Annotated in this window: 18 protein-coding genes and 1 pseudogene; 13 read left to right on the top strand and 6 right to left on the bottom strand. The window is 70.0% G+C overall.

Annotated elements, in window-relative coordinates:
* Window positions 1–247 precede the first annotated feature (247 nt).
* The 6 genes from ACLML9_RS19480 to ACLML9_RS19455 all read left to right on the top strand — a co-directional run bounded on the left by ACLML9_RS19480 (window position 248) and on the right by ACLML9_RS19455 (window position 7,773).
* Window positions 248–1,621: a replication-associated recombination protein A gene (locus ACLML9_RS19480; protein ID WP_411946866.1), complete on the top strand. Its 1,374-nt coding sequence runs from the start codon at window positions 248–250 to the stop codon at window positions 1,619–1,621.
* Window positions 1,622–1,657: 36 nt separating this feature from the next.
* Complete coding sequence (gene alaS / locus ACLML9_RS19475) at window positions 1,658–4,336, top strand: alanine--tRNA ligase (RefSeq protein WP_411946865.1); 2,679 nt, start codon at window positions 1,658–1,660, stop codon at window positions 4,334–4,336.
* On the top strand, window positions 4,336–4,929 hold the full coding sequence (gene ruvX, locus ACLML9_RS19470; protein WP_411946864.1) for a Holliday junction resolvase RuvX: 594 nt from the start codon (window positions 4,336–4,338) through the stop codon (window positions 4,927–4,929). The genes alaS and ruvX overlap by 1 nt, the downstream gene beginning before the upstream one ends.
* Complete coding sequence (locus tag ACLML9_RS19465; RefSeq protein WP_411946863.1) at window positions 4,926–6,404, top strand: endolytic transglycosylase MltG; 1,479 nt, start codon at window positions 4,926–4,928, stop codon at window positions 6,402–6,404. Before ruvX ends, ACLML9_RS19465 begins: the two co-directional genes overlap by 4 nt.
* The gene (locus ACLML9_RS19460) at window positions 6,394–7,221 is read left to right on the top strand and encodes a shikimate dehydrogenase (protein WP_411946862.1); all 828 of its coding nucleotides are present in this window, start codon (window positions 6,394–6,396) and stop codon (window positions 7,219–7,221) included. Before ACLML9_RS19465 ends, ACLML9_RS19460 begins: the two co-directional genes overlap by 11 nt.
* An 81-nt stretch (window positions 7,222–7,302) precedes the next feature.
* Window positions 7,303–7,773, top strand: a complete 471-nt coding sequence (locus ACLML9_RS19455) for a B-4DMT family transporter (RefSeq protein WP_030521501.1) — start codon at window positions 7,303–7,305, stop codon at window positions 7,771–7,773.
* Window positions 7,774–8,004: 231 nt separating this feature from the next.
* Here ACLML9_RS19455 and aroB read toward each other — a convergent pair whose 3' ends face one another.
* From aroB to ACLML9_RS19435, 4 genes and pseudogenes are all read right to left on the bottom strand, one after another.
* The gene (gene aroB, locus ACLML9_RS19450) at window positions 8,005–9,123 is read right to left on the bottom strand and encodes a 3-dehydroquinate synthase (protein WP_411946861.1); all 1,119 of its coding nucleotides are present in this window, start codon (window positions 9,121–9,123) and stop codon (window positions 8,005–8,007) included.
* Window positions 9,124–9,491: 368 nt separating this feature from the next.
* A pseudogene (locus ACLML9_RS19445) lies at window positions 9,492–10,010 on the bottom strand (shikimate kinase); the annotation flags it as partial.
* Window positions 10,010–11,227, bottom strand: a complete 1,218-nt coding sequence (gene aroC, locus ACLML9_RS19440) for a chorismate synthase (protein WP_411946867.1) — start codon at window positions 11,225–11,227, stop codon at window positions 10,010–10,012. The gene aroC and the pseudogene ACLML9_RS19445, both read right to left, overlap by 1 nt.
* A gap of 96 nt (window positions 11,228–11,323) precedes the next feature.
* On the bottom strand, window positions 11,324–11,803 hold the full coding sequence (locus tag ACLML9_RS19435; RefSeq protein WP_411946860.1) for a prepilin peptidase: 480 nt from the start codon (window positions 11,801–11,803) through the stop codon (window positions 11,324–11,326).
* 167 nt (window positions 11,804–11,970) lie between these two features.
* Here ACLML9_RS19435 and ACLML9_RS19430 point away from each other — a divergent pair, with 167 nt between their 5' ends.
* The 5 genes from ACLML9_RS19430 to ACLML9_RS19410 all read left to right on the top strand — a co-directional run bounded on the left by ACLML9_RS19430 (window position 11,971) and on the right by ACLML9_RS19410 (window position 15,114).
* On the top strand, window positions 11,971–13,107 hold the full coding sequence (locus ACLML9_RS19430) for a M24 family metallopeptidase (protein ID WP_411946859.1): 1,137 nt from the start codon (window positions 11,971–11,973) through the stop codon (window positions 13,105–13,107).
* Window positions 13,108–13,143: 36 nt separating this feature from the next.
* Window positions 13,144–13,707, top strand: coding sequence for an elongation factor P (gene efp / locus ACLML9_RS19425; protein ID WP_411946858.1), 564 nt, complete (start codon window positions 13,144–13,146; stop codon window positions 13,705–13,707).
* Window position 13,708: 1 nt separating this feature from the next.
* On the top strand, window positions 13,709–14,221 hold the full coding sequence (nusB, locus tag ACLML9_RS19420; protein ID WP_030521494.1) for a transcription antitermination factor NusB: 513 nt from the start codon (window positions 13,709–13,711) through the stop codon (window positions 14,219–14,221).
* Window position 14,222: 1 nt separating this feature from the next.
* On the top strand, window positions 14,223–14,480 hold the full coding sequence (locus ACLML9_RS19415; RefSeq protein ID WP_039825567.1) for a YciI family protein: 258 nt from the start codon (window positions 14,223–14,225) through the stop codon (window positions 14,478–14,480).
* A 100-nt stretch (window positions 14,481–14,580) separates the two neighbouring features.
* A complete protein-coding gene (locus ACLML9_RS19410) occupies window positions 14,581–15,114 on the top strand; it encodes a DUF4334 domain-containing protein (RefSeq protein WP_411946857.1) in 534 nt (177 codons plus the stop codon).
* Here ACLML9_RS19410 and ACLML9_RS19405 read toward each other — a convergent pair whose 3' ends face one another.
* Window positions 15,115–16,089 (bottom strand): quinone oxidoreductase family protein, encoded by a 975-nt coding sequence (locus ACLML9_RS19405; RefSeq protein ID WP_411946856.1) that lies wholly within the window; start codon window positions 16,087–16,089, stop codon window positions 15,115–15,117. It lies immediately after the preceding gene.
* A gap of 14 nt (window positions 16,090–16,103) precedes the next feature.
* Between ACLML9_RS19405 and ACLML9_RS19400 the strand changes: the two genes are divergently transcribed.
* On the top strand, window positions 16,104–16,739 hold the full coding sequence (locus ACLML9_RS19400) for a TetR/AcrR family transcriptional regulator (protein ID WP_411946855.1): 636 nt from the start codon (window positions 16,104–16,106) through the stop codon (window positions 16,737–16,739).
* Between the two features lie 11 nt (window positions 16,740–16,750).
* Here ACLML9_RS19400 and ACLML9_RS19395 read toward each other — a convergent pair whose 3' ends face one another.
* Entirely contained in the window at window positions 16,751–17,371 is a 621-nt protein-coding gene (locus tag ACLML9_RS19395) for an alpha-ketoglutarate-dependent dioxygenase AlkB (RefSeq protein ID WP_411946854.1), read from the bottom strand.
* Between the two features lie 320 nt (window positions 17,372–17,691).
* On the opposite strand from ACLML9_RS19395, the gene ACLML9_RS19390 reads away from it, so the two are divergent.
* Entirely contained in the window at window positions 17,692–19,236 is a 1,545-nt protein-coding gene (locus ACLML9_RS19390; protein WP_411946853.1) for a serine hydrolase domain-containing protein, read from the top strand.
* The last annotated feature ends 89 nt before the right edge of the window (window positions 19,237–19,325 follow it).

The following is a 19,325-nucleotide window of genomic DNA, read 5'->3' as shown; positions in this document are numbered from 1 at the left end:
GAAACGGCGAGACCAAGGGGGCCTCAACCCCGCGGCGCCGAAGGCGCCGCAAATAAACACAGAACCTTCGCGGGCGAGTCTGCCTGCCACCTTCGCGTGTGGGTCTGCCTGTCGGTCGGCGTGTGAGCCCGCCTCCCACTTCGCCGACCGACCCCACCTGTCGCGTGATGAGCCGGGAGGCCGCCCGTGCGGTCTCCCGTGGCCGCGCCCGGCCACCGTGTCGGCGCCGGGCGGTACGGTCGCAGGCATGGACGGTCTGTTCGATATGCCCGGTGCGGGGGCGGGCGCACCGGATATCGCCTTCGCGGGCGAGGCCGCACGGGATGGTGGGGCGCGTGCTCCGCTCGCGGTGCGGATGCGGCCCGCCTCGCTCGACGAGGTCGTCGGGCAGCAGCATCTGCTGGGCCCCGGGTCGCCGCTGCGGCGGCTGGTGGAGGGGTCGGGTGCGGCGTCGGTGCTGCTGTACGGGCCGCCCGGTACCGGGAAGACGACGCTCGCGTCGCTGATCTCGTATGCCACCGGGCGCCGGTTCGAGGCCCTGTCGGCCCTGTCCGCCGGCGTCAAAGAGGTGCGGGCGGTCATCGATATCTCACGTCGGCGGCTCACCGCGGGCGAACAGACCGTGCTGTTCATCGACGAGGTGCACCGTTTCTCCAAAACCCAGCAGGACGCGCTGCTGGCCGCGGTGGAGAACCGCATCGTGCTGCTGGTCGGCGCGACCACGGAGAATCCGTCGTTCTCGGTGGTGGCGCCGCTGCTGTCGCGGTCGCTGGTGCTGCAGCTGCACTCGCTCGGGCCCGACGATATCCGGGCCGTGCTCACCCGGGCCATCGCCGATCCGCGGGGTCTGGACGGGCAGTACACGGTGACCGGCGAGGCCCTCGACCACATCGTGCGGATCGCCGGCGGTGATGCCCGGCGGGCCCTCACCGCGCTGGAGGCCTCGGCGGAATCCTCGCTGGACGGGACGGTGGATCTCGACCTGGTGGCCGCCAGTATCGACAAGGCGGCCGTCCGGTACGACCGGGCCGGTGACCAGCACTACGACGTGATCAGCGCGTTCATCAAATCGATCCGCGGCTCCGACGTGGACGCGGCGCTGCACTATCTGGCCCGCATGCTGACCGCGGGGGAGGACCCGCGCTTCATCGCCCGCCGCCTGATGATCCATGCCAGCGAGGACGTCGGTATGGCCGACCCGACTGCGCTGCAGACGGCGACCGCGGCGGCCCAGGTGGTGCAGCTGGTCGGGTTACCGGAGGCCCGGCTGGCGCTGGCACAGGCCACCATCCATCTCGCGACCGCGCCGAAATCGGGCGCGGTGGTCGCGGCGATCGGCGCGGCCTTGGCCGATGTGGCCGCCGGGAAGGCGGGCACGGTGCCCCCGCATCTGCGGGACGGGCACTACGCGGGCGCGGAGCGGCTCGGCAACGCCCAGGGCTACCGCTACCCGCACGACGACCCGGACGGGGTCCTCGCCCAGCAGTACCCGCCGGACGGACTCGTCGGGGTGGACTATTACCACCCGACCGACCACGGCCACGAGCGGGCGGTGGGGCCCCGGGTGAGCACGCTGCGCCGGATCGTGCGCGGTCTGCGCCCCGGAAAACCGGCTCGGTGATAATTCGGGTGCGCGGCACCGGTAGGCTGGATATTCGTGCAGACCCACGAGATCAGACGGCGGTTCCTGGACCATTTCGTTAGTGCCGGGCATACAGAGGTGTCCAGTGCATCGCTGATTCTCGACGACCCGAACCTGCTGTTCGTGAACGCGGGCATGGTGCAGTTCAAGCCGTATTTCCTCGGTCAGCAGACGCCGCCGTTCCCGCGCGCGACCAGCGTGCAGAAATGTGTGCGCACCGGTGATATCGAGGAAGTCGGCGTCACCACTCGGCACAATACGTTCTTCCAGATGGCGGGTAATTTCTCGTTCGGTGACTATTTCAAGGAAGGCGCCATCCGCTTCGCCTGGGAGCTGATCACCAACTCGCAGGAGGACGGCGGGTACGGGTTCGACCCGGAGCGGATCTGGGTCACCGCCTATCAGGACGACCCCGAGGCCGCCGAGATCTGGCGCCGGGTGGCCGGTATCCCCGAGGAGCGGATCCAGTTCCGCGACGGTAAGGACAACTACTGGGATATGGGCGTGCCCGGTCCCGGCGGGCCCTGTTCGGAGATCTACTACGACCGCGGGCCCGAGTACGGCCGCGACGGTGGCCCCGTCGCCGACGAGGACCGTTACCTGGAGATCTGGAACCTGGTCTTCATGCAGGACATCCGCGGCGAGGACAGCCCGAAACTGGGCTTTCCGCCGGTGGGTGTGCTGCCGAAGAAGAACATCGATACCGGTATGGGCGTCGAGCGCATCGCACTGCTGCTGCAGGGCGTCGACAATGTCTACGAAACCGATCTGTTGCGTCCCATCATCGACAAGGCCGAGGAATTGACCGGCCGCTCCTACGGTGTCGAACACGCCGACGACGTCCGGTTCCGGGTGATCGCCGACCACGCGCGCACCTCGGCCATGCTGATCGCCGACGGTGTCAACCCCGGCAACGACGGCCGCGGCTACGTGCTGCGCCGGTTGCTGCGCCGGATCGTGCGCTCGGCCCGGCTGCTCGGCGCCGAACAACCGGTGATGAGCGAGTTCATGCGGGTCGTGAGCGAGCTCATGGCGCCCTCGTATCCCGAACTGTCCACCGACTACGCGCGGATCGAAACCGTCGCGGTCGGCGAGGAGACGGCCTTCCGCAAAACCTTGAGCACGGGTTCCAAGCTGTTCGACGAAACAGCGGAGCAGGTCAAGGCGGCGACCTCGCGCGGCGGCGCCGGCACCATCTCCGGCGCCGACGCCTTCACCCTGCACGACACCTACGGTTTCCCGATCGACCTGACCCTGGAGATGGCCGCGGAAGCCGGCCTCTCGGTGGACGAGGACGGGTTCCGTACGCTCATGGCCGAACAGCGGCGGCGGGCGAAGGAGGACGCGCACGCCCGCAAGCACGCGCACGCCGATCTCTCGGTGTACAAGGACCTGGTCGATCGCGGCGATACGGCATTCACCGGTTTCGACGAGCTGACCTCCGAGGCCCATGTACTGGCCCTGATCTCCGAGGGAGTCCGGGTGCCGACCGCGCCGGCGGGCACCGATATCGAGGTGATCCTGGACCGTAGCCCCCTCTACGCGGAATCCGGTGGTCAGATCGCCGACCGCGGCACGATCACCGCGGCGGGGACGAAACTCGTCGTCAACGATGTGCAGAAGATCGCGAAAAAGCTCTGGGTGCATCGGTGCACCGTCGAACAGGGACAGATCACCGAGGGTGATGTGGTGCTGGCCCAGGTGGACCCGGGCTGGCGGCGCGGCGCCACCCAGGGACATTCGGGCACCCATATGGTGCACGCGGCACTGCGCCAGGTGCTGGGACCGAACGCGGTCCAGGCCGGTTCGCTCAACAAACCGGGCTACCTGCGGTTCGATTTCAACTGGCAGGGTCAGCTCAGCGAGCAGCAGAAGGCCGATATCGAGGCGGTGTCCAACGACGGCGTGGGCGCGGACTTCCCGGTGAACACCTTCGTCACCGATCTGCCCAAGGCCAAGGAAATGGGCGCGCTGGCGCTGTTCGGGGAGAACTACGGCGACCGGGTCCGCGTGGTCGAGATCGGCGGGCCGTTCTCCATGGAGCTCTGCGGTGGCACCCACGTGGGTCATTCCTCGCAGATCGGCCCGATCACCCTGCTCGGCGAATCGTCGGTGGGTTCGGGCGTACGCCGGGTGGAGGCGTTCGTCGGATTGGATTCGTACCAATATCTGGCCAAGGAACGCGCGTTGCTGGCCGGGGTCGCCTCGATGCTGAAGGTGCCCTCGGACGAGGTGCCGGGGCGGGTCGAGCAGCTGGTGGACCGGCTCCGCGTCGCCGAGAAGGAACTCGAGCGGACCAAGATCGCGGCCGTGCTGTCGTCGGCGGGTTCCTATGCCGATGCCGCCGAACGGCTGGGGGACGTGCTGCTGGTCGCGGCCGCCGCACCGGCCGGAGTATCGGCGGGGGATCTGCGCACCCTGGCCACCGATATCCGTGGCCGACTGGGTTCCACACCCGCCGTCGTGGTGTTGCTCGGAAATAACGAGGGCAAGGTGCCGTTCGTGGTGACCGTGAACAAGCCCGCCCAGGCGCTGGGCTTCGCCGCCGGTGATCTGGTGGCCGTCTTCGGGCCGCGGATCTCCGGCCGCGGTGGCGGCAAGCCGGAGATGGCGCAGGGCGCGGGCTCGGACCCGTCCGGTATCGACGCGGGTCTGGCGGCGGTACGCGCTCACATCGGCGCGCACGCCGGCTGATGACGGTGGGCTCGCTGGACGACCCGCCCGTCGACCGGCCCGATCCTGTCACGGATCCGGGCCGGGGCAGGCGGCTGGGCATCGATGTGGGCAGTGTGCGGATCGGAGTGGCCGCGAGTGATCCCGACGGGATCCTCGCGACCCCGGTGGAGACCGTGCCCCGCGATACCGGCTCCCGGCGCGCCGGGCGGCCGCGGGCTGCCCACGCCGGCGGTTCCGCGCCCGGGGCGGGCGCGGATATCGCGCGGATCGCGGCGATCGCGGACGAGTACGAGGCGGTGGAGATCATCGTCGGGTTGCCTCGCACGCTGCGCGGCGAGAAGGGGACCTCGGCGCGCATGGCAACGGAATTCGCCGGAAGGTTGCGCGACTCGCTGCCCGAAGTGCCGATCCGGCTTTCCGACGAACGTTTGACTACGGTGTCTGCTGCACGCGCTCTGCGGGACAGTGGTGTTCGAGCGCGCGGACAGCGGCAGGTGATCGACCAGGCTGCTGCTGTGTCGATCCTGCAGAGCTGGTTGGACGAACGGAGTTCTGTGATGAGGTCGGCCGAGGACGCGGCACGTACCGCGTTGTCCGGAGACGATGAATGACGGATCGATGGGCGCGGGCGGAGGCGCAATTCCGGCAGCGTGAGGCCGAGCGAAAATATCGCCGCGACGACAAGGCATGGGAGCGGTCCCGCCGGGCCGCCGCCACGCCGGTGGCCGACGAGCCGGAGTGGGAGGACGAGCCCGCGGACGGCTGGGACCCCTACGAGGACGATGACACCGCCGTCATTCCCCGCTATGTCGACGAGGACGAATACGACGACGATGTCGACGACGAGCCCGAACCCGAGCCGCGGCCGCGCCCTCGACGCCGCGCCGGTGCGCGGACCGCGCCCGCTCGTGGGGGCCGCGCGGCGGCGCGGAAAGCCGCCCGTAAACAGGAGGGCGGCCGCCGCCGGCTGATCTGGGTGGCCGCCGGGGTCCTGCTGGTGCTGGTCGTCGGGGCAGGGGTGTACAAGCTGGTCAATCGCTACACCCCGGCCGAGGATTTCGCCGGCCCCGCCGGTGCGCCCGTGGTGGTCCAGGTGAAATCCGGCGATACCGCCACCGAGGTCGCCTCGACGATGGCGGAAGCGGGGATCGTGGCCAGTTCCGCCGCCTTCTACGAGGCCGCCGTGCAGAACGAGGGGATGAATTCGCTCCAGCCCGGCTACTACGCGATTCCGGTGCACAGTCCGGCCGCGGACGCGGTCGCGGCGCTCGTCGCGCCCGGCTCGCGGGTCGGAAATGTCGTCGTCTCCGAAGGTCGGCAGCTGCACGATCAGCACGATGTGAACACCGGCGCGCGCAAGGAGGGCATCTACACCAAGATCGCCGCCGCCAGCTGCATGGGTGCCGAGCCCGAACGCCACTGTGTCACCTACGACCAACTGGCCCAGGCCGGCGCCACCACCGATCTGGCCGCGCTCGGCGTCCCGGAATGGGCGGTGGAGTCGGTCCGCACGGTGCCCGACCGTGCCCGCCAGCTCGAGGGCCTGATCGCCGCCGGCAGCTGGGATTTCGATCCGAGCGGTTCCGCGCTGGATATTCTGCGACAGCTGGTGACCGAGAGCGCCCGCAGCTACGAGTCCACCGGACTGCTGGAATCCGGCCGGAGCAACGGGCTCAGCCCGTACGAAACCCTGATCGGCGCCTCCCTCGTGGAACGTGAAGCACTGCCGCAGGATATGAGCAAGGTGGCCCGGGTGATCGTGAACCGGCTGGATATCGACCAGCCGCTGCAGTTCGATTCCACCGTCAACTACGCACTCGACAAAACCGAGGTGGCGACCACCGACGCCGACCGCGGGCAGACCACGCCGTGGAACACCTACGCCATGCCCGGGTTGCCCGCGACCCCGATCTCCTCGCCCTCGATCGCGGCGCTGGAGGCCATGGAGGAACCCGAGCCCGGGACGTGGCTGTACTTCGTGACGGTCGACAAAGAAGGGACCACGCTGTTCACCGAGAGCTATTCCGAACATCTGCATAACATCGAATTGGCGATGGAGAGCGGGATCCTGGACAGTGGGCGCTGAACCGGCGGGCCCCCGCCGCGCCGCTGTGCTCGGCAGCCCCATCACCCATTCGAAGTCTCCGCAGCTGCATCTGGCGGCCTACCGCGCGCTCGGCCTGGACTGGACCTACGAGCGGATCGAATGCACCGCCGACCGGTTGCCCGGTCTGGTGGAGGGGCTCGGCCCGGAATGGGCCGGATTGTCGGTGACCATGCCGGGCAAGGAAGCGGCCCTCGCGTACGCGCAGGTACGCACCGAACGCGCGGTACTGGTCGGTTCGGCCAACACCCTGGTGCGGACGGCGGCCGGCTGGCGTGCCGACTGCACCGATGTCGACGGGGTGCTGGGCGCCCTGCGCGGCGGCGGGGTGCGGGAACTGTCCGAGGCGGTGGTGCTGGGGGCCGGGGGCACCGCCCGTCCCGCGCTGCTGGCGCTGACCGAACTCGGGGCCACGACCATCACCCTCGTCGCCCGCGATGCCGGCCGCGCGGCGGGCGCGCGCGAACTCGCCGAGCGGCTCGGCGCGGCCGTCCGGGTGATCGGATTCGAGGCGCCGGAGCTGGCCGGTGTCTGTGGCCGTGCGGGCGCCGTGGTGAGCACAGTGCCGGCCGCGGCGGCCGCGGCGATCGCCGGACCGGTGGCCGAGGCACCCGTGGTGCTCGACGCGTTGTACGACCCATGGCCCACCCCGCTGGCCGAAGTGGTTGCCGCCGCCGGGCACACGGTGATCGGCGGTCTGCAGATGCTGCTCGAACAGGCCTACGGCCAGGTCGAGCAGTTCACCGGCCGCCCCGCCCCCCGGGATGCGATGGCCGCCGCGCTCGCCGACCTCGGCTGATGTCGCCGGCAGCGCATCGGATCCCGGCGAATATCTGTAACGGGTTCTAGTCCGGTGCGCGGGGGAGTTATGGTGATCGGCATGACTGCGTGGTTGTTGCGGGCACTGGCGCTCGGTGGGCTGGCCGTCGTCCTGCGGGTGCTCCTCGGGTTCGCGATGGGCTACATCCCCACCTACGGGGTGTGGTTGCGGCTGCTGTGCCTGGTGGTGCTGATCGGTACCGCAGTGGCCTGGGGCGTGCGCGACGGCCGGGCCGACCGCCACGAGCACCCGAACCCCGAGCACGGCGCGGACCTGACGATCCGGTGGCTGCAGACCGCGGTGGTCGCCGGCGTGGGCAGCGGACTGGTGTCCTGGCTGCTCGATTTCCTGCCGAAGGTCGACCTCGGCGACGGCGGGCTGCTGTTCGAGGCCACCGCCGCCTCGTCGTTCATCGTCCTGCTGGTCTTCGTGCCCGGGCTCGTCGGGGTGGCCGTCGGACGGCGGCTGGGCAGCCGCGACAACGAGCGGTCGGCGGGTGGTGTCACCCCCGCGCTCGGTTCGCCCGCCTGACGGTCCGACGAGCCCGCGCGGGCCGGAACCATCCTCGGCTGCGGCGCACATGACGGGCTCGGACCGGCGGAATTGCCAGGGGCCACCGCCAACGCCGTCACACTCGGTACTGCGGACCCCGAGATGAGCGCCTGGATCGGTCGAGCCCCCGGGGACGGAATATGTGTACCAGGCCGGAGGGCCGCGATCGTCGCCCTCCGCTGCATCGTCTCACCGCCGGCCCACCCGGTTTCACAGCAGGATCGCGCTGCCTCCGGTGGACCCGGAGCCGGCGACCGCCGAATACGCGGCGGCGAGCAGGGCGGGGTCGGGGCCTTCCAACCGGCCGGGTTTGGCCAGTCCGTCGAGCACCACGAACCGCAGCACGCCGGAGCGGGTCTTCTTGTCGGTCTGCATACTCTCCAGCAGCTGCGGCAGGGCATCGGGATCGTAGGTGGTGGGCAGTCCGACGCTCTCCAGGATGCTGCGGTGCCGGTTGGCGGTGGCGTCATCGAGCCGGCCGGCCAGCCGGCCCAGTTCCGCGGCGAAGACCAGGCCCACCGATACCGCCGCGCCGTGCCGCCAGCGGTAGCGCTCCCGGCGTTCGATCGCATGGCCCAGCGTATGACCGTAATTGAGGATCTCGCGCAGCGCGGACTCCTTGAGATCGGCCGCGACCACCTCCGCTTTCACCGCCACTGCCCGGCGAATGAGCTCCGGCAGTACCTCGCCGGTCGGGTCCAGCGCGGCCTGCGGGTCGCGTTCGACCAGGTCGAGGATGACCGGGTCGGCGATGAACCCGGCCTTGATGATCTCCGCCATCCCCGCCACGATCTCGTTGCGCGGTACGGTTTCCAGGGTCACCAGGTCGACCAGCACGGCGGACGGCTCGTGGAAACAGCCGACGAGGTTCTTCCCCGCTTCGGTGTTGATACCGGTCTTACCGCCCACCGCGGCGTCCACCATGGCCAGCAGCGTGGTGGGTACGTGGACGACCTTCACCCCGCGCATCCAGGTCGCGGCGACGAATCCGGCGAGATCGGTGGCCGCGCCACCGCCGAGACTCACCACCACATCGTTGCGGGTGAGACCGATCCGGCCGAGAACCTCCCAGCAGAAACCTGCCACGGCGAGTTCCTTGCCCGCCTCGGCGTCCGGGATCTCGATGCGGTGGGCGTCCAGCCCGGCCTCGGCCAGCGTGGTGCGCACCACCTCGGCGGTTTCGACCAGCGACGGCTGATGGAACAGGGCGACGGTCCGTACGCCGCCCGCGCCGGTGACCACCTCGACGAGGTCCCCGAGCAGACCGCGGCCGATGATCACCGGATAGGGCTGTGCGGTGCGGACCTCGATACGCGTCGGTTCTGTCACGTGTGCTGCTCCGATCCTGTCTGTGTCTGTTCGGCCTGTTCTCGTTGCTGCCGCCGGGCCCGGGCCCGTCTGGCGCGCGCCCGCCGGGACCGGCCCGGAGTACGCAGGCCGTTGTCGGCGGCCTGCGCGGGCTCGGCGGCGGATGATGTTCCGGTGTCGCTCCCCGGGGTGCCCGATGCCGCGGCATCGCCTCCGGAAGCGGCGGCAGTGCCTGTCTCGCCGGAGGCCGCCGCGCGTGGTACCGGGGTGCGGCGCGCCCGCGCCCGGGCCCGCCGGCGGGCCCGCGACCTGCTGGTGCGCTGGGTACCGGAGCCTTCGGGCAGGTCCGCATCGGGGGTGTCGGCGGCCACCCGGACCGATTCCAGTGCGAGTTTCCCCAGAATCGAGCGGACCACACGGCCGGGACTGCGGCCGTCGGTGCGCACCCGGACCGAGGTCACCTCCCGGTAGAGCGGCCGCCGGGTCCGCATGAGTTCCCGGTATTTCGTCCCGGGGTCGGCGCCACCCAGCAGCGGCCGGTGGGTACCGGCGCCCGTGCGGCGCAGCCCCTCGGCAATGCTGATCTCCAGGTACACCACGGTCCGGTCGCGGAGCAGGACGCGGGTGCGTTCCGAGAGCACCGCGCCGCCACCGAGGGAGACGACACCGCTGCGCGTGGCGAGCGCGTCGCCGACCACCTCTTCCTCGATCCGGCGGAATTCGGTTTCCCCGTCCTCGGCGAAGATCTCCGGAATGGTGCGGCCGGTCACCTCCTCGATCCCGGCGTCGGTGTCGTAGAGCTCGACGCCGAGTTCCCGGGCGAGTTTGCGGCCGATGGTGGTCTTGCCCGCCCCGGGCGGGCCGATCAGCACTACCAGTGGGCCGTGCGGACCGGTCTGCTCGGTCATTACGCCGGGTCGGCGACGGTATCGCCCGGGTTCAGATGGGGGCGCCCGCTGATCCGCTTCACATAGCCGCCGAGGTTGCCCACCGTCTCGGCGAGCGAATCGCCACCGAACTTCTCCAGCGCGGCCTGGGCCACTACCAGCGCGACCATCGATTCGGCGACCACGCCGGCCGCCGGAACGGCACAGACATCGGAACGCTGGTGGATCGCCACGGCCTCTTCGCCGGTGGACATATCGACGGTGGCCAGCGCGCGTGGCACCGTGGAGATGGGTTTCATGGCCGCGCGTACGCGCAGGGCCTCCCCGTTGGTCATCCCGCCCTCGAGACCGCCGGCGCGGTTGGTGGACCGCAGCACGCCGTCACTGCCGGGACGCATCTCGTCGTGGGCCTGGCTGCCGCGGCGCCGCGCCGTCTCGAAACCGTCGCCGACCTCGACGCCCTTGATGGCCTGGATACCCATGAGCGCTGCCGCGAGCCGCGAGTCCAGCCGGTTCTCGCCGCTGGTGAAGGAGCCGAGTCCGATCGGGAGCCCGGTGACGACCACCTCGACCACCCCGCCCAGCGTGTCGCCGTCCTTCTTCGCCGCCTCGATCTCGGCGATCATGGCCGCCTCGGCGCCGGCATCGAACGCGCGCACCGGGCTCTCGTCGATCGCTGCCAGATCGGCGCCGGTGGGGACCACCCCGGTGGTGTTCGCGGCCGTACCGATGGAGACCACATGGGAGACGACTTCCACCCCGAGGGCCTGGCGCAGGAAGGCGCGCGCCACCGTCCCGGCCGCGACCCGGGCCGCGGTCTCGCGGGCGCTGGCGCGTTCCAGCACCGGGCGGGCGTCGTCGAAACCGTATTTGAGCATGCCCGAGTAGTCGGCATGGCCGGGGCGGGGGCGGGTGAGCGGAGCGTTGCGGGCCAGTTCGGCCAGTTCGGCCTCGTCGACGGGATCGGCGGACATGACGGTGGTCCACTTGGGCCATTCGGAATTGGCGATCTCGATGGCGACGGGCCCGCCCATGGTGCGGCCATGACGGACCCCGCCGATCACGGTGACCTTGTCGGCCTCGAACTTCATCCGGGCGCCGCGACCGTAGCCCAGCCGTCGGCGCGCCAGCTGTGCGGAGATCTCCTCCGAGGTCACCTCGACACCGGCGACCATCCCTTCCAGGATGGCGACGAGAGCGGGTCCATGGGATTCTCCAGCAGTTATCCAGCGCAGCACGCCGACCATCTTCCCATGTCGGCGCGACGGACGGGGGATGCGGTCGGCCGTGCTCATCGCCCCGGGACGTGCGTGCTGTCCGGGATTGCCGCGGGGTCACCACAGGGCGAGTCCGAGAAGTGTCGCGGCACACATCGACGGACCGTGCGGGATCGTGGGTCCGGGGCCTTCCGGTGCGGGCGCCCGCGGGGCGGGGCCGCCGTATATCCGCCGGCCCACCCGAGAACCGAGCAGTGCGCCGACTCCGGCGATCGCGGTACACACCGGCGCCGCGACCGCCGACCAGACCCAGACGGGACCACCACCGAGCCCGGCGGCCGCGCCCAGTCCCACGGCCAGTTTCACGTCACCGGCCCCGAGTGCGGCCGGGCGCGTCAGGTGGATCAGCAGATAAGGGGTCGCGAGCAATGCCGCGCCCCGGGCGGCGGTGGGAAAGTGCCCGGTCAGCGCCGCGTAACCGAGCACGATCACGGCTCCGGGCACCGTGAGCAGGTTCGGTAGGCGCCGGGAGCGGATATCGCTGATGCTCAGCGCCGCGCACCAGACGGTCAAGGCGAGGAAACCGAAGGTCGTCACGTCGTCCACGATCGCCGCCGGCGGGCCGTACCGGTGGCGGCGAACACGATCTGTGGACAAGTCGGGACGCCGGGCCGATATGTGAACAGCGAGCGATCCTCATTTTCGGGGTGTCCGTCGCCCGGTCGGCCCGTGTGCCGAGGCCGGGTCGGCGGTACTTTTATGCCATGTCTGCTGATGCCGGTCGGGGCCCGCGGGTCCGGCCCGATTACGCTGCCCGGCGCGGTGCCCTGCGCAACCTGCTGATCCAGAACGAGATCGACGGCCTCCTGGTCACCGATCTGGTGAACATCCGCTATCTCACCGGATTCACCGGGTCGAACGCCGCGCTGCTGGTGCACTCATGGGACACCCCCGGCGCGGAGGACCGCACCGTGATCGCGACCGACGGGCGCTACGACACCCAGGTCGCCGAGCAGGTACCCGATCTGCGCGCCGAGATCGCCCGGGCGGTGTCGCGCCGGGTGGTGGAACTGGCGGGGGAGTGGCAGTTCGGCCGGTTGGGTTACGAGAGCCATATCGTCACCGTCGATCAGCACCGGGTGCTGCTCGAGCTCGGCTCGGGCCTGGAGTTCGTGGCGACACCGGGCCTGGTCGAGCAGCTGCGCATGGTCAAGGACGAGTACGAGATCGACCTGCTGCGCACCGCCTGCGCCGTCGGCGACGGAGCCTTGGCGGCACTGCTGGAGGCCGGGGCGCTGCGGCCGGGACGCACCGAGCGTCAGGTCGCCCGGGATCTGGAATGGGCGATGTTCGAGCGCGGGGCGGCCGGCATCGCCTTCGAGACCATTGTCGCGTCCGGAGCGAATTCCGCTGTTCCGCATCACCGGCCCACCGAGGCGGTACTGGCCGCCGGTGATTTCGTGAAGATCGATTTCGGCGCCGTGGTGGACGGCTACCACTCGGATATGACCCGGACCTTCGTGCTCGGCGAACCCGCGTCCTGGCAGCGTGAGGTCTACGACCTGGTGTATGCCGCCCAGCGGGCCGGCCGGGAGGCGCTGCGGCCCGGTGTGCCGTGTGCCGATGTGGACGCGGCCGCCCGTGAGGTCATCGCGGCCGCCGGTCACGGGCCGCTGTTCGTGCACGGTCTGGGGCACGGGGTGGGGTTGCGCATCCACGAAGCGCCCGGAATCGCCAAAACGGGCACGGGTACACTCCAGTCTGGCGTGGCGGTGACCGTCGAACCAGGTGTGTACTTTCCCGGCCGCGGCGGGGTCCGGATCGAGGACACGCTCGTGGTGCGCGAAGGGGGCCCGGAGCTGCTCACCAACACCAGCAAAGATCTGATCGTCGTCGGATGACGACGGTCGCCCGAGAACCGAGGAGACCCGAAGACAGTGGCGGACACCAGCGACTTCAAGAACGGCCTCGTGCTGAAGATCGACGGTAATCTCCAGCAGATCGTCGAGTTCCAGCACGTGAAGCCGGGTAAGGGTCCCGCGTTCGTGCGGACGAAGCTGAAGAACGTGCTGTCGGGCAAGACCGTCGACAAAACCTTCAACGCGGGCGTGAAGGTGGAGACCGCCACGGTCGACCGCCGCGATATGACCTACCTCTACCACGACGGCTCCGATTACGTCTTCATGGACGGCGAGACCTTCGACCAGATCGCCATCGCGGAGAGCATCATCGGCGAGCAGGCCCGGTTCCTGCTGGAGAACATGACCGTGCAGGTCGCCACGCACGAAGGCGCGCCGCTGTACGTGGAGCTCCCGGTCACCGCCGAGCTCGAGGTCACCCACACCGATATCGGTCTGCAGGGCGATCGCTCCACCGGCGGCACCAAGCCCGCCACCCTGGAGACCGGCGCCGAGGTCCAGGTCCCGCTGTTCATCAACACCGGCGACAAACTCCGCATCGACACCCGCGACGGCGGCTACCTGGGCCGCGTCAACTCCTGACGTGCCCGATCAGCCCGCGGACAAGAAATCCGCATACAAGAAGCTCGGCGCCCGCCACAAGGCGCGCCGCCGGGCAGTGGACCTGCTCTTCGAGGCCGAGGCCCGCGATGTCGATCCCGCCGATCTGGCCGACGAGCGGATCGAGCTCGCGGCCCGCGATCAGGGGGTGGCGCCGGTGCATGCCTATACCCGCACCCTGGTGGACGGTATCGCCGAGGAACTCGACCGGGTGGACGGGACCATCGAGTCCTATCTGCAGGATTGGACGCTGCCCCGGTTGCCCGCGGTGGATCGCGCCATTCTGCGGGTCGCGGTATGGGAACTGCTCTACGCGCCCGATGTCCCGCCGATCGTCGCGGTGGACGAGGCGGTGGAACTGGCCAAGGAACTGTCCACCGATGATTCCCCGGGATTTGTGAACGGGGTGCTCGGACAGGTGGTACTGGTGGCGCCGCAGATTCGCGCGGCCGCCGCGGCCGCCGGGCGTGCCGGCGATCCGGAATCGGAGGACTGAGATGCGCAAGTACCTGGTGCTGGCCCTCCGTACTCCGGCCTACGACCCGGCGGTGGCCGAACCGCACCGCCGGTTCCTCGCCGAGCTGCGTGCGAAGGACATGCTGCAGGAGAGTGGTCCGTTCACCGACGGCAGTGGTGGGGCGTACCTCGTGCTCGCGGATTCGCTCGCGGCCGCCGAGGCGGTGGTGTACACCGATCCGCTGCACACCACCGGCTCGTCCGCGATCACGGTTCACGAGTGGGAGATCACCGGCTGAGCCCATGCCGGATCTTTCCGGCCCCGGTCCGCCGCGCGACTCGATGAGAGGGCGATAGGCTGTTCATCGCAACGTCCCATGATGTCGAGGAGTGCGGACCATGACCGAGAACGCGGGTATCACCCTGCCCGAGGGCGGCTGCACCGCCGCGGAGGCCTGGGAGATCTTCGACCGGTTGCCGGCCGCGCGGGTGGACGAGGTGACCACCGGCCGCTGGCGCGGTTCGGAACTGCCCACCGGTCACCCGATGGACGGCACCCTGTCCGAATCCGGTTGGTACGGAAAACAGTTCGATGCACCCGATCAGGTGCATCCGCTGCTGTTCACCGATGAGCGCGGCACCGTGTTCGCGGTGGATCCGCGCCGGGTCCCGCTCTCGCTGGCGGGCCGGATTCCGGCGCACTGGCTGCGCGCGGTCCGCAAGAACCTGCGCACCCTCGGCCCGCTGCTGCGTACCCGCAAGGCGACGGCCCGGCTACGCGATATCGAGTACCGCGGCGTGGTCGGCGCCGCCATGGTCTACGACCATCTGCCGATCATCGACCATTTCCGCCGGCTCGGCGACGACAGGCTGCTCGGTGTGATGGATATGCGCGGTCTGGCCGAACCGTACTTCTTCGTCCTGACGCGCTGATCAGCGTGCCGCCGGGCCCGGCCGCAGGATGATCTTGCCGAGCGGCGCCCGGGATTCCAGCAGTTCGTGGGCCGCGGCGGCGCGGTCGAGCGGCAGGATCGTTTCCACCGGTGCCGCCAGGGCCGGTACTCGCTCGAGTATCGCGGCACGGGCGTGGCCCACCCGGCCGTGCCAGGCGGAGCCGGAGCATCCGGTGAGTGTCAGCCCGTGCGGGATGAGGTCGGCCGCCGAGACGCGGGCGGGTTCCCCGGAGAGCCAGCCGTAGCTGAGCATTCGCCCGGAGCCGGGCGTCATGGTATCGAGCAGCGCGGCCGCCGAGGCACCGCCGAGTGAGTCGAACACGATATCGATCGTGCGGCCCGGTTCCCCGCGAAGTTCCTCGGGCCAGTGCGCCTCGCGGTGGTCGATCACCTCGTCGGCGCCCAATTCCCGCGCGCGCCGGACCTTGTCCGGACCGCCGGCGGTCGCGATCACCCGGGCCGCGCCGAATTCGCGGGCCAATTGGACCAGGTGGGCACCCACGCCGGTGGCGCCGGCCTCGATCAGCACTGTTTCGGAGCCGGTCAGCGCCGCGGCTTCCAGCAGCGCCAGCGCCACCGAACCGCTCATCATCACCGCCGCCGCGGCGGCGGCCGTGACGCCCGCGGGAATCGGAGTCGTGGCTTCCGCTCTCGCGCGGACCAACTCGGCATACGACCCCGTACCGTCCGTAGCGGCCACCACCCGTTGTCCGAGGTGCTCGGATCCGACGCCCTCGCCCACGGCGATCACTTCGCCGGCCGCCTGGAAGCCGAAGACGACCGGCGGGGGTGACGCCATCGGAAACGCGCCGGAGCGCAGCTGGGTTTCGGGGTACAGGACGGGAATCGCCTCGGTCCTGATCACTACTTCGCCCGGGCCGGGGGCCGGCTCCGGGGCTTCCCGGGGTACCAGCACCTCGGGCCCGCCCGTATTCGTCATTACGATTGCCTGCATTGGAACTCCATAAGTTGACTGACGGTCCAGATAACTTCTCCAAGATATGGACCGCCGGTCAAGTTGTCAACGAAGGTGGTGCGACAATTCCGAAGGAACGCGCGGACGCCGCCCGCAATCGGCGCGCCATCCTGGACGCGACCGCGGCGCTACTCGCCGAGCACGGACCGGAGGCGGTCACCATGGACCGGGTCGCGGCGGCCGCCGGCGTGGGCAAGGGGACGATCTTCCATCGTTTCGGCAACCGGGCCGGATTGCTGCACGAGATGGTCGCCGAAAGCGCGATCACCCTGATGTCCGCTGTGGCCGACGGCCCCCCGCCGCTGGGTCCCGGCGCGCCGGCCGGTGACCGGCTGCTCGCCTTTTTCGACGCCATGGCCCGGCTGGTGATCGACAACCTGGCGCTCATGGAGGTCTACCGGGTGGTCCCGCCACATCCGCGCACCGAGGAGTTCCACCGGTTCTGGCGTGCCCACATCACCGCCCTACTGAGCGAAGCACGCCCGGATCTGGACGCGGAGACGGTCGGGCGGCTGCTGCTGGACGGTCTGGCGGGTCAAACCGTGCCGGATATGGTCCGCGCGGGATCGGCCGATCGGTTGCTGGCGGCGGTCGATCAGCAGGTGCGCGCGGTCCTGCATACGCCGTAACGCCTCGAGATTCAGCGCACGTTGCGCGGCCGGAACTGGATGCTGATCCGCGGCCCGGTCGCCCGCCGGGTCTTGGGCACCGCGTGCTCCCAGGTGCGCTGGCAGGAGCCGCCCATGACCAGTAGATCGCCGTGCCCCGGGTGGAAGCGCAGGCTCGGCCCGCCGGTGCGGGGTCGCAGCAGCAGTGGCCGCGGCGCTCCCAGGGTGAGGATGGCGACCATGGTGTCGTGCGCGGCGCCGCGTCCGATGGTGTCGCCGTGCCAGGCCACGCTGTCGCGGCCGTCGCGGTAGTAGCAGAACCCCGCGGTGCGGAACGGTTCGCCGAGTTCGGGTCCGTAGTAGGTGCTGAGCGCCTCGCGGGCCTCGGTCAGGACGGGGTCCGGTAACGGGTCGGATTCGCCGTAGAAGCAGAGCAGTCGCGGTACATCGACGACCCGGTCGTACATCTGCCGCCGCTCGGCCTGCCACGGCACCGTCGCGGCCAGTTGTTCGAACAGGTTGTCGGCGCCGCGCAGCCAGCCGGGGCGCAGATCGACCCAGGCGCCGTGGGTGAGCGGGGTGCGCCCCACGTCGGTCAGCGGGGCGAGTTCCGCCGCCCCGAAGCCGTCGAAGAGTGAGCCCTGCAGTGCCATGTCGTCAGGGTACCCCGGCATTCGAACGTATGTTCCCATGGGTCGGCAATGAGGCCTCGGCTCGGCGATCGCCGGGGCTCGCGCTCCCGCAGCACCGCCGGGGGCACTCGGAGAAGAACGATGACTGCTCCGACTGGTTCTACGCCCGCTGAACAGCGCCGATGCCCGTATCGGCGGCTGTGTCAGGCCGGCATCAGGGCGGTGTCAGCGGATCCGGCGACAGTATTCCCATGAGCAGCACAGCGCACAGCACGCCTCGGACGGACGCGGTATCCGTTCGATCGAATTCCGCAGCAGCATCTTCGAAGGAGCACGCCACCATGTCCGTCACCCTGACCGATCGGGAACAAGCCACCCTGCGGACCGCCGCCTACGGCGCCGTGACGTTGATGGCCGCCACCGGCGCGGCCCACTCGGCCGTGGCGAACGGGTCCCTCGCCCTGGCCTCGGCGACCGGGGTGGTCGGCCATGCGCTCGCCGCGCGGTCCGCGGATATGGAACTCACCGGAAAGGCTGTCGCCGAACTCGCCGACCAGGTGTTCCCGGCGCTGCGTGCGGCGGTGAACCTGCTGGAGAACAAGAATCCGGCCGAGGCCGAGAACTTCCGCGGCACGGTCGGCCTCGCTGTCGACGCCGCCGCCCGGCCCCGCCGGGGTGAGCCCGGCCCGGCGACGGTCGAGATGGCCCGCAAGATCACCGCCGCCCTCGCCGCGCCGGGCGCCGTGGGCGGCCGGACCGAGCCGGCGGCCGGTGAACGGGACCGCCCGGAGTTGCGGAAAGCGCTCGAGGAGATCGTCGCGTCCGGTCTCATCGGGATCACGGTGCGGGTGCACGACGAGCGGGGCGAGTGGGCCGGTAGCGCGGGAGTGGCCGAGTTGGGTGGTTCGGTGCCGCCGCCGATCGACGGGCATGTCCGGATCGGCAGCAATACCAAGACTTTCACCGCGACCCTGGTGTTGCAGCTGGTGGGTGAGGGCAGGATCGGGCTGGACGTCCCGGTGGTGGAGTATCTGCCGGAGCTCGGGTTCGACGAGCGGATCACGGTGCGGATGCTGTTGCAGCACACCAGCGGCCTGTTCAACTTCACCGGGGAGTACTACGGCGACGGGACGGTCGTGGCGGGGATCCCCTGCACCATCTCGGGTAAGGCGTGGGTGGACAACCGGTTCCACAGCTACGAGCCGGAGGAACTGGTCCGGCTGGCGCTGTCGAAACCGGCGCGGTTCGAGCCGGGGACGGACTGGAGCTATTCCAACACCAATTACGTGGTGGCGCGGCTGCTGGTCGAGAAGGTCACCGGACGCCCGGTCGCCCAGGAGATGCAGCGCCTGATCCTGGGACCGCTGGGACTGACGGGCACCGTAGCGCCGACCACGCAGACCGGGATCCCCGAGCCGCACGCCCACGCCTACTACCGCTACGAAGACGCCGGCGAGGAGCTGACGATCGACGTCACCGAACACAACCCCTCCTGGATCTCCAGCGGTGGTGACATGATCTCGACCAGCCGGGACCTGCACGTCTTCATTTCGGCGCTGAACAGCGGCAAGCTCCTGCCGGACGGCCTGCTCACCGAGATGCGCACCCCGCGCCCGACGGGTATCCCCGGGATGGGCTACGGGCTGGGGGTCTTCGTTCAGGAGTTGGACGGCGGCGGCACCCTCGTCATGCACAACGGCGGCGCCGGAGGTCATGCGGCGCTGATGTACAGCACTCCCGACGGCACCGCGACGCTGACCGGCACACTGAACTATGTGGACGATGCCGCGCTGTCGCTCTCCGCGGCGTTCCAGGAGGCGGCTCGTCGGCTCGTCGGCGAAGTATTCGACGGCGGGTGGGCCGATCCGGCTCTTCCGGCGGAATGAGCGCAAGGGTCCATGCGACCCTGCGAACCGACCTTCTCCGGTGGTGCGTGCGATAGCGCGCGAATCCGCGGCCGCGCCGAGCTTTCGAG

The sequence above is a fragment of the Nocardia sp. NPDC002869 genome (genome assembly GCF_046764065.1).
GTDB classification, from domain to species: domain Bacteria; phylum Actinomycetota; class Actinomycetes; order Mycobacteriales; family Mycobacteriaceae; genus Nocardia; species Nocardia rhamnosiphila.
Note: the sequence above shows the minus strand (reverse complement) of the source record. Positions and strands in the feature narration are given on the sequence as shown.

Excerpts from the sequence above, each read along its gene's own strand:
- ACLML9_RS19430 (WP_411946859.1), top strand. The coding sequence starts at position 11,971 with ATGTCTGCTGATGCCGGTCGGGGCCCGCGGGTCCGGCCCGATTACGCT.
- ACLML9_RS19390 (WP_411946853.1), top strand. The coding sequence starts at position 17,692 with ATGTCCGTCACCCTGACCGATCGGGAACAAGCCACCCTGCGGACCGCC.
- ACLML9_RS19465 (WP_411946863.1), top strand. The coding sequence starts at position 4,926 with ATGACGGATCGATGGGCGCGGGCGGAGGCGCAATTCCGGCAGCGTGAG.
- ACLML9_RS19405 (WP_411946856.1), bottom strand. The coding sequence starts at position 16,089 with ATGCAGGCAATCGTAATGACGAATACGGGCGGGCCCGAGGTGCTGGTA.
- ACLML9_RS19410 (WP_411946857.1), top strand. The coding sequence starts at position 14,581 with ATGACCGAGAACGCGGGTATCACCCTGCCCGAGGGCGGCTGCACCGCC.
- ACLML9_RS19455 (WP_030521501.1), top strand. The coding sequence starts at position 7,303 with ATGACTGCGTGGTTGTTGCGGGCACTGGCGCTCGGTGGGCTGGCCGTC.
- ruvX (WP_411946864.1), top strand. The coding sequence starts at position 4,336 with ATGACGGTGGGCTCGCTGGACGACCCGCCCGTCGACCGGCCCGATCCT.
- ACLML9_RS19415 (WP_039825567.1), top strand. The coding sequence starts at position 14,223 with ATGCGCAAGTACCTGGTGCTGGCCCTCCGTACTCCGGCCTACGACCCG.
- ACLML9_RS19395 (WP_411946854.1), bottom strand. The coding sequence starts at position 17,371 with ATGGCACTGCAGGGCTCACTCTTCGACGGCTTCGGGGCGGCGGAACTC.
- ACLML9_RS19480 (WP_411946866.1), top strand. The coding sequence starts at position 248 with ATGGACGGTCTGTTCGATATGCCCGGTGCGGGGGCGGGCGCACCGGAT.